The 6,691-nt window shown below is 36.9% G+C and carries 7 protein-coding genes; 1 reads left to right on the plus strand and 6 read right to left on the minus strand.

Annotated elements, in window-relative coordinates; translation table 11 throughout:
* The 6 genes from WYK_RS05360 to WYK_RS25975 all read right to left on the minus strand — a co-directional run.
* The coding region (locus WYK_RS05360) for a CheR family methyltransferase (RefSeq protein ID WP_152526412.1) at positions 1 to 856 on the minus strand (856 nt) is incomplete at its 3' end.
* A 32-nt stretch (positions 857 to 888) separates the two neighbouring features.
* Complete coding sequence (locus tag WYK_RS05365) at positions 889 to 2,850, minus strand: ATP-binding protein (RefSeq protein WP_081704770.1); 1,962 nt, start codon at positions 2,848 to 2,850, stop codon at positions 889 to 891.
* Complete coding sequence (locus WYK_RS26455; protein ID WP_081704771.1) at positions 2,775 to 3,695, minus strand: MCP four helix bundle domain-containing protein; 921 nt, start codon at positions 3,693 to 3,695, stop codon at positions 2,775 to 2,777. The genes WYK_RS05365 and WYK_RS26455 overlap by 76 nt, the downstream gene beginning before the upstream one ends.
* A gap of 208 nt (positions 3,696 to 3,903) precedes the next feature.
* Positions 3,904 to 5,217 carry a hemolysin family protein gene (locus WYK_RS05370; RefSeq protein ID WP_407951434.1) on the minus strand — a complete coding sequence of 438 codons (1,314 nt, stop codon included), beginning with the start codon at positions 5,215 to 5,217 and terminating at the stop codon, positions 3,904 to 3,906.
* A gap of 133 nt (positions 5,218 to 5,350) precedes the next feature.
* Positions 5,351 to 5,764 (minus strand): MerR family transcriptional regulator, encoded by a 414-nt coding sequence (locus WYK_RS26125; protein WP_081704772.1) that lies wholly within the window; start codon positions 5,762 to 5,764, stop codon positions 5,351 to 5,353.
* Positions 5,765 to 5,975: 211 nt separating this feature from the next.
* Positions 5,976 to 6,098, minus strand: coding sequence for a hypothetical protein (locus tag WYK_RS25975; RefSeq protein ID WP_268870041.1), 123 nt, complete (start codon positions 6,096 to 6,098; stop codon positions 5,976 to 5,978).
* Positions 6,099 to 6,262: 164 nt separating this feature from the next.
* On the opposite strand from WYK_RS25975, the gene WYK_RS05380 reads away from it, so the two are divergent.
* A partial coding sequence (locus tag WYK_RS05380; RefSeq protein WP_040373558.1) for a DUF4395 domain-containing protein occupies positions 6,263 to 6,691 on the plus strand: 429 nt, incomplete at its 3' end.

Below are 6,691 nucleotides of genomic sequence, written 5' to 3' on the forward strand. Positions count from 1 at the left end.
CCTTAAAGGCATACTCGTTTTTTATAATTTTTTTATAAATCTTTTCTCTACAGTCAAACTCGGAATATTTTTCAGAGTAATCCATGGTTCTTAATGTTTCTTTGTTTCCTACTCCTAGGAATCCACCTTTAGATAAACTATCATAAAATAGTTGATTAACACTTTCTTGCAATTCACTGTTGAAATAAATCATCACATTCCGGCACATAATTACATGAAATTCATTAAATGAACCGTCTGTAACAAGATTATGTTGAAAAAAGGTGATATTCTTCAGCAGCGATGGATTCAAATAGGCAAATTGATAATCTGTTGTATAGTACTCGGAAAAAGCCTGACTACCACCTGACTGCAGGTAATTCTTCGTGTACGACTGCATTCTATTCAACGGAAGAATACCTTTTCCAGCTTGTTCGAGAACTCGTTCATTCATATCGGTAGCATAAATCTTTGACCGATCATAAAGGCCTTCTTCCTCGAGAAGAATAGCCATCGAAAAGGCTTCTTCTCCTGTTGAACAACCTGCATGCCATATCCTAATTTCAGGAAGTTCTCGAAGAAGAGGAATAACTTTAGTCCGAAACGATTTGAAGAAATCTGGATCCCGAAACATTTCCGTAACATTAATGGAAAAGTCACTAATCAATTTCTCGACAAACCCTTTATCATACAATACTTTTTCTATCATGCCGCTAACCGTACGGACTCGGTCCAGCCTTATACGATTATCAATACGCCTTTTAATCGAAGACCTCATATACTGGTTAAAATCAAAACCAGAAACCCGATAAACGGCTTGAAGCAATAAGTCTATCTCCAGTTCTTCCCGTTCTTCTTGGCTCAATTGGTCCTTCATGAACGTACCGCCTGCCCTTTCTATTTCCCCTGTTAATTCGTCAGCCATACCCTTAATACAGAAAGCAGCTGATCCATTTTCAATGGTTTACTTACATAATCCGATGCCCCGGCCTTCAAACATTTCTCTCGATCGCCTTTCATCGCTTTTGCTGTCAAAGCGATTATCGGCAATTCTTCATAAATTCCTTCACTCCGTATACGACGCATGGTTTCATAGCCATCCATCTCAGGCATCATAATATCCATTAATATTGCGTCAATACTATAGCCATTTTTCAGTATTTCCAAACATTCCATACCATTTTCAGCAGTAAGAATTTCCATACCTTCACGTTCTAAAGCATATTTTAGTGCATAAATATTCCGGTGATCATCGTCAACAACTAATACCTTTTTATTTTTAAATAGGTTAGTCGTGTTAGTATCCTCGATTATTTTATCATCTTCATCATTGATATTAATCTGAATTTCAACATTCGTTTCAGCAGATGGAACCGCAGTTCCCGCTGCCACTTCCTCTATTTGTGCAGCAGTGTTGTTTTCACTGTTTACACCTTGCGGAAGGCTCGGAATAAATAACGTGAACTCACTGCCTCGACCTTCTTCACTATCTACAATTACCCAACCGCCAAGAAGTTTGGCAAATTCTCGACAAATCGAAAGACCGAGTCCTGTACCACCGTATTTTCTCATAGTAGCGCCATTTACCTGCTGGAAGGATTCAAAAATTTGTTCTTGTTTTTCTTTTGGAATACCAATCCCGGTATCTGTTACTTTAATTTCAACCCAATTATTTGCCCCACTAGTATTGATAAACTGTGCAACCTTCTCTTCTTCAGCAAGCTTAATGTGTACAGAAACAGATCCTTTTTCTGTGAATTTAATAGCATTTGAAAGCAGGTTCTTTAAAATCTGCTGGAAGCGCTGTTGGTCAGTAAAGAAGATATCTGGTACATTTTTATCTTTTTTCACCGTAAAGTCTAATCCTTTTTTAGCTGCCACATGCTCAAAATTACGAACTAACGAGTCAGGCAGCTCACTAAGGTTTGTTTCTTCAAACACAACATCCAGTTTTCCAACTTCAACTTTGGATAAATCTAAAATATCATTTATTAATGATAGAAGATCCTGACCTGACGTGTTAATAACGCGGGCGAATTCCTGTTGTTCACTTGAAAGACCCGTCTCAGTCTGATCAGATAACATTTCAGATAGGATAAGGATACTATTCAATGGTGTACGCAATTCATGTGACATATTTGCCAGGAATTCAGATTTATATTTAGAACTTAACTTAAGCTCTTCTGCTTGGGCTTCTAAGCTTACTTTAACTCGTTGTAATTCCTTTGATTTCTCTTCTGTATCACGGTTGCGCTCTTCAAGCTGTTCGTTAATCATGCGTAATTCTTCAGCTTGTGTCTGGAGTTCTTCTGATTGCGCCTGCATTTCTTCTGATTGTGCCTGCAGCTCTTCTGACTGAGCCTGTAATTCTTCTGTTTGAGCCTGTGATTCCTTCAATAGACGTTCAATTTCCATTCGTCCTTGAACACTATTGATTGTAATCCCCAATGTTTCTACAACTCTACTTAATAAAGTTTGTTGTTGTTCAGTGAATGGCTCTAAACTTCCAAGCTCAATTACAGCAATCACTTCATCTTCAAAGATGACTGGCGTAATAAAAATACTTTTAGGCTTTGCTTCACCTAACCCTGTTGTGACCAATTTAAAATCATCTGGTACATGGTTAATAATCTGTGAACGTTTCTCCAGAATACATTGTCCTATGAGACCTTCACCCGGTTTGAATTCTACTCGGCCTGCTTCTTCCCCATTTCCTGCAAATGAAGCAAGTTTAACAAAGGTTGTATGTTCACCTTGACCGCGTTTAACATAAAACGCACCAAGTGAGGCTCCCATCATAGGAGTAAGACGCGTAATGAATCGTTGACCCAGTGCTTCCATATCCACAATTCTTTGATACATCGTGGCCATATCAGCAAGTCTTGTTTGAACCCAATTTTGATTGCTGATTTTACTTGTAAATTCTTTTCTTTTTTATTATATGTTTCCAGAGAACCTGCCATCTCATTAAAAGACTCAGCAATTTCACCTATTTCGTCATTTGTTTTAACAGTAATCCTTGGTAAGTTCGATAAATTTTTAAAATCAATTTGCTTAATAACTTGAGTAATAGACTGTAAATTAGTTGATGTACTTTTTATCATCCAAATCACAGTTGCTGCGATGACTATAATACTTAAACTAACCGCAATAATAATAAAATTAATCAAATCATTGTATGTTGTTGTTGCATCACTAAGCGCAGTATTCATTAAGCTTTCCTGATAATCTTTGAAGTTTTCAATACTCTCCATGACTTTCAGACGCTTACTGCTTTGATCTGCCATCAATCCTGTCTGAGATGCTGCAGAATCAGAACTCTTAATACTCTGCACAATATCTGCTTCAGTCATACGGTAAGAGGCATAATCGGTTTCCACCTGTTTAAGGAGCTGTTCCGCTTTTACCGTATTTAATATACTTGATAACTCAGCAATCTTTGCATTAATTTCTTTATGGTTTTCTTCTACAATTTCAAGGCTCGCCATTGCTTCCTTTTTATTTGCTTCATTCACCGCAAAGAGCACTTCTCGATCCGAACGTGAGAAAAGCTGACGGATCTCCATGGAACTTTGCGCTTTGTAATACCGATCTTCTACAATTTCTGTCATATCGCTTTTTATACTATTAAGCATAAAGATAATGCCAGTAAGCAACACCGCTAAAAAAAGCAAGATTAATCCGAAGCCTATTAGCTGTTTCTTTTTAAAACTCATCTTATCTCCTGCTTTCTTATTAGTAATATTTCAATCTATGTTCTCGATCGAAGTGTAGATAGTCATGGATATTCCTATTTTATCATTATTAGAGCAAGAACAGTAGTGCAAAACGAGGTAGATTATTGGGAATGATCCATTCTTACTATACATCACGACTCTATCCCAAAAGAAAAACCGGAAGCTCTCTTGCCTCCGGTCAAACTACTTACAGCTTATTAGCCTCTATATATAAAACATGGTGGCCATCCATTTCTTTAACAGTAAATTCATACCCTTCATATTCCACTTTATCACCAATCGCTACATCATATCTTCCGGTCAGTATCCATCCACCGAGTGTATCGATATCTTCTTCAGGAAGGGGAATGTCGAGCATATCACTTACATCTTGTATAAGCATTTTGGCGTCGAACAAATAATGGTTTTCTTTAATCTTTTGAATAAGCGGACGCTCATCTTGGTCGAATTCGTCTCTAATTTCTCCTACGATTTCCTCCAATATATCCTCAACCGTTACTAAACCGGCTGTTCCGCCATACTCATCGGTTAAAATAGCCATATGAATCCGTTCTTTTTGCATCTTTAGTAATAAATCATGAATTGGAATCGTTTCGAGGACTCGAATAACTGGTGCAATAAAATCATCAATTTGCAGTTGAGCAACGTGTTCTTCTGTAATCGTTGCTGTATACAGACGTTTAATGTTAACCATTCCGATAACATTGTCTTTGTCACCTTCAATTACAGGATAACGTGTAAATTGCTCCTGCTGAACAATTTCAATAACGTCTAAGAGTGACGTTCCTTTTTCAATAGCCACCACTTCTGTCCGAGGAACCATGATTTCATTAGCATTACGGTTATCAAATTCAAAAATTTTATTTACATATTTATACTCAGATTGATTGATTTCGCCGCTTTTATAGCTTTCTGACAAGATAATCCGAAGCTCTTCTTCAGAATGCGCTGATTCTTGCTCAGAGGCTGATTTTACACCGAACATTCCCGTTAAAATACGAGCTGATCCATTCAGCACCCAAATGAACGGAAACATGATCCGGTAAAACCAAATTAATGGTTTTGAAAATAATAGCGTTATTTGTTCAGCTTTCTGAATAGCCACTGTTTTCGGTGCTAATTCACCAATAACAACATGAAGGAAGGTAACCGACGCAAAAGCAATAACGAAGGAAAGAATACCGGTTATTGATTCATCCAAATGCAGCTTCTCGAACATCGGGTGTAAGATAAGCTCTACGGTAGGTTCTCCTAACCACCCGAGTCCAAGTGCTGTAACAGTTATCCCTAACTGACAGGCTGACAAATATTCATCGAGATGTCCAATTACTCGTTTTGCAGCAATAGCTGCCGTGTTTCCTTCTTCAATTAATTGATTGATACGAGATGTTCTTACTTTGACAATCGCAAATTCTGATGCGACAAAAAATGCTGTTAAGGCTATTAATAAAGCAACTGCTAATAATTTTATCGTAATTTCCAATGTGTATGGGTTAACCAACCTCATTCCCTCTGCATGATTCTAGCTTTAGGCAGAAAAGCTGGTTATCTCCCAAGCACCTCCTACGTAATGTTTGTATGGGTCACTTAGTTAAGTTGTAATCTCATATCATTAACATTTCCAAAAAACCTGCTTATACTAAAAATAGAGCTGTTAATGATTGTATTAATGTTACGCTTTCATGCGAAACATGCTGATTTAACATGGGTTTATTATGTTTATTTTTCTCAAGAAAAGAAATGACTTCTTTTAGTTCTTGGTTTATATGAGTCAGCTTACAGGTAAGCTCATGTCTTGCTTGTTCAACTTCAGTTTCTTCTTGTTCTCTTTTAAGCAAAAATGCTTTTATTTCTTCAAGCGAATATTTATTACGTTTATATTCCACAATCAGCCGCAAACGTTCAAGCTCATCTTCTGTATAGTAGCGGTAATTAGATGAGGACCGCCTTGCTTGTAACAATCCAAGGTTGGTGTAGTAATCAACAGTTCGTTTTGTAACATTGGCTAATTGTGCTAGTTCACCTATTTTCAGATTATCGATCCCAATTTAATTTCCCCCTAACTATAACGTGATGGTTTGCAGCTTTTTATAAAAAAATACTTACTATACTATCTTACATTATATTCACGGTTTTGAATAAGAATATCTACTATTTTTCGTAACGTTTTTCCTGAAAAGCAGGAAGAAATGAAAAAAGCCAACCGTTTTCCGCAGGAAAACAATTGACCTTTGAACAATCTTCAGAGCTCAGCAATTATTACTTCTTGCTTTTTGCAGTATGATGTCCAGTCAGAATCTTCGGACCACATTGACATAATACCGAGTGTTTTAATTTCTTTATTGGTGTTCCGCATGTATCGCAAATTTTCACTGCCATCATACTTCCTCCTTCAGATTTAAACTCTTCTTCTATTTATTAATATAGTATACTACTTTAAAACAATAATCAATACTTATTTAGAATTATTATAATTTAAAAAAGACATTTCCAAAACAGCCTGTATCGTGCTTTAATAGACTAAACACATATGAAAGGTTGGGTTTATGATAAACACCCCTATTCGTACGGTACCTCGTCCTTTGGTGAGAACCAATCAATGGTTTATTTTCTTAAGTGTTGTGATCACCTGGATTTCAGGCCAAGAATGGATTTTAACTGTTCCGTTAATTTTTGGCATGCTTGGTTTACTCGTTAATTTCAATCCTATTATGAGATTCGCAAAGCTGTTCCTGAAAAAGAAACCTTCTGATTATATCCCGGAAGAGCATGCACAACAGCAATTTAATCAAGTTATCGCTGTCGTCTTTCTCGGTTTAGGTTTACTCAGTTTTCTTATGAACTGGAATTTGGCAGGATATGTGTTTACGCTAATGGTTGCACTAGCCTCATTTATTGCTATCCTCGGTTTCTGTATTGGCTGTTTTATCCGTTTTCAATGGCAGCAGTATCGATACCGGCGTTCGTTAAAGGCA

This window comes from Peribacillus psychrosaccharolyticus ATCC 23296 (assembly GCF_000305495.1).
GTDB lineage: Bacteria > Bacillota > Bacilli > Bacillales > DSM-1321 > Peribacillus > Peribacillus psychrosaccharolyticus.

What these genes read in the sequence shown, in the direction of transcription:
- WYK_RS25975 (WP_268870041.1), bottom strand. Translation starts at nt 6,098, where the DNA reads ATGATGGCAGTGAAAATTTGCGATACATGCGGAACACCAATAAAGAAA.
- WYK_RS05365 (WP_081704770.1), bottom strand. Translation starts at nt 2,850, where the DNA reads ATGGCCACGATGTATCAAAGAATTGTGGATATGGAAGCACTGGGTCAA.
- WYK_RS26455 (WP_081704771.1), bottom strand. Translation starts at nt 3,695, where the DNA reads ATGAGTTTTAAAAAGAAACAGCTAATAGGCTTCGGATTAATCTTGCTT.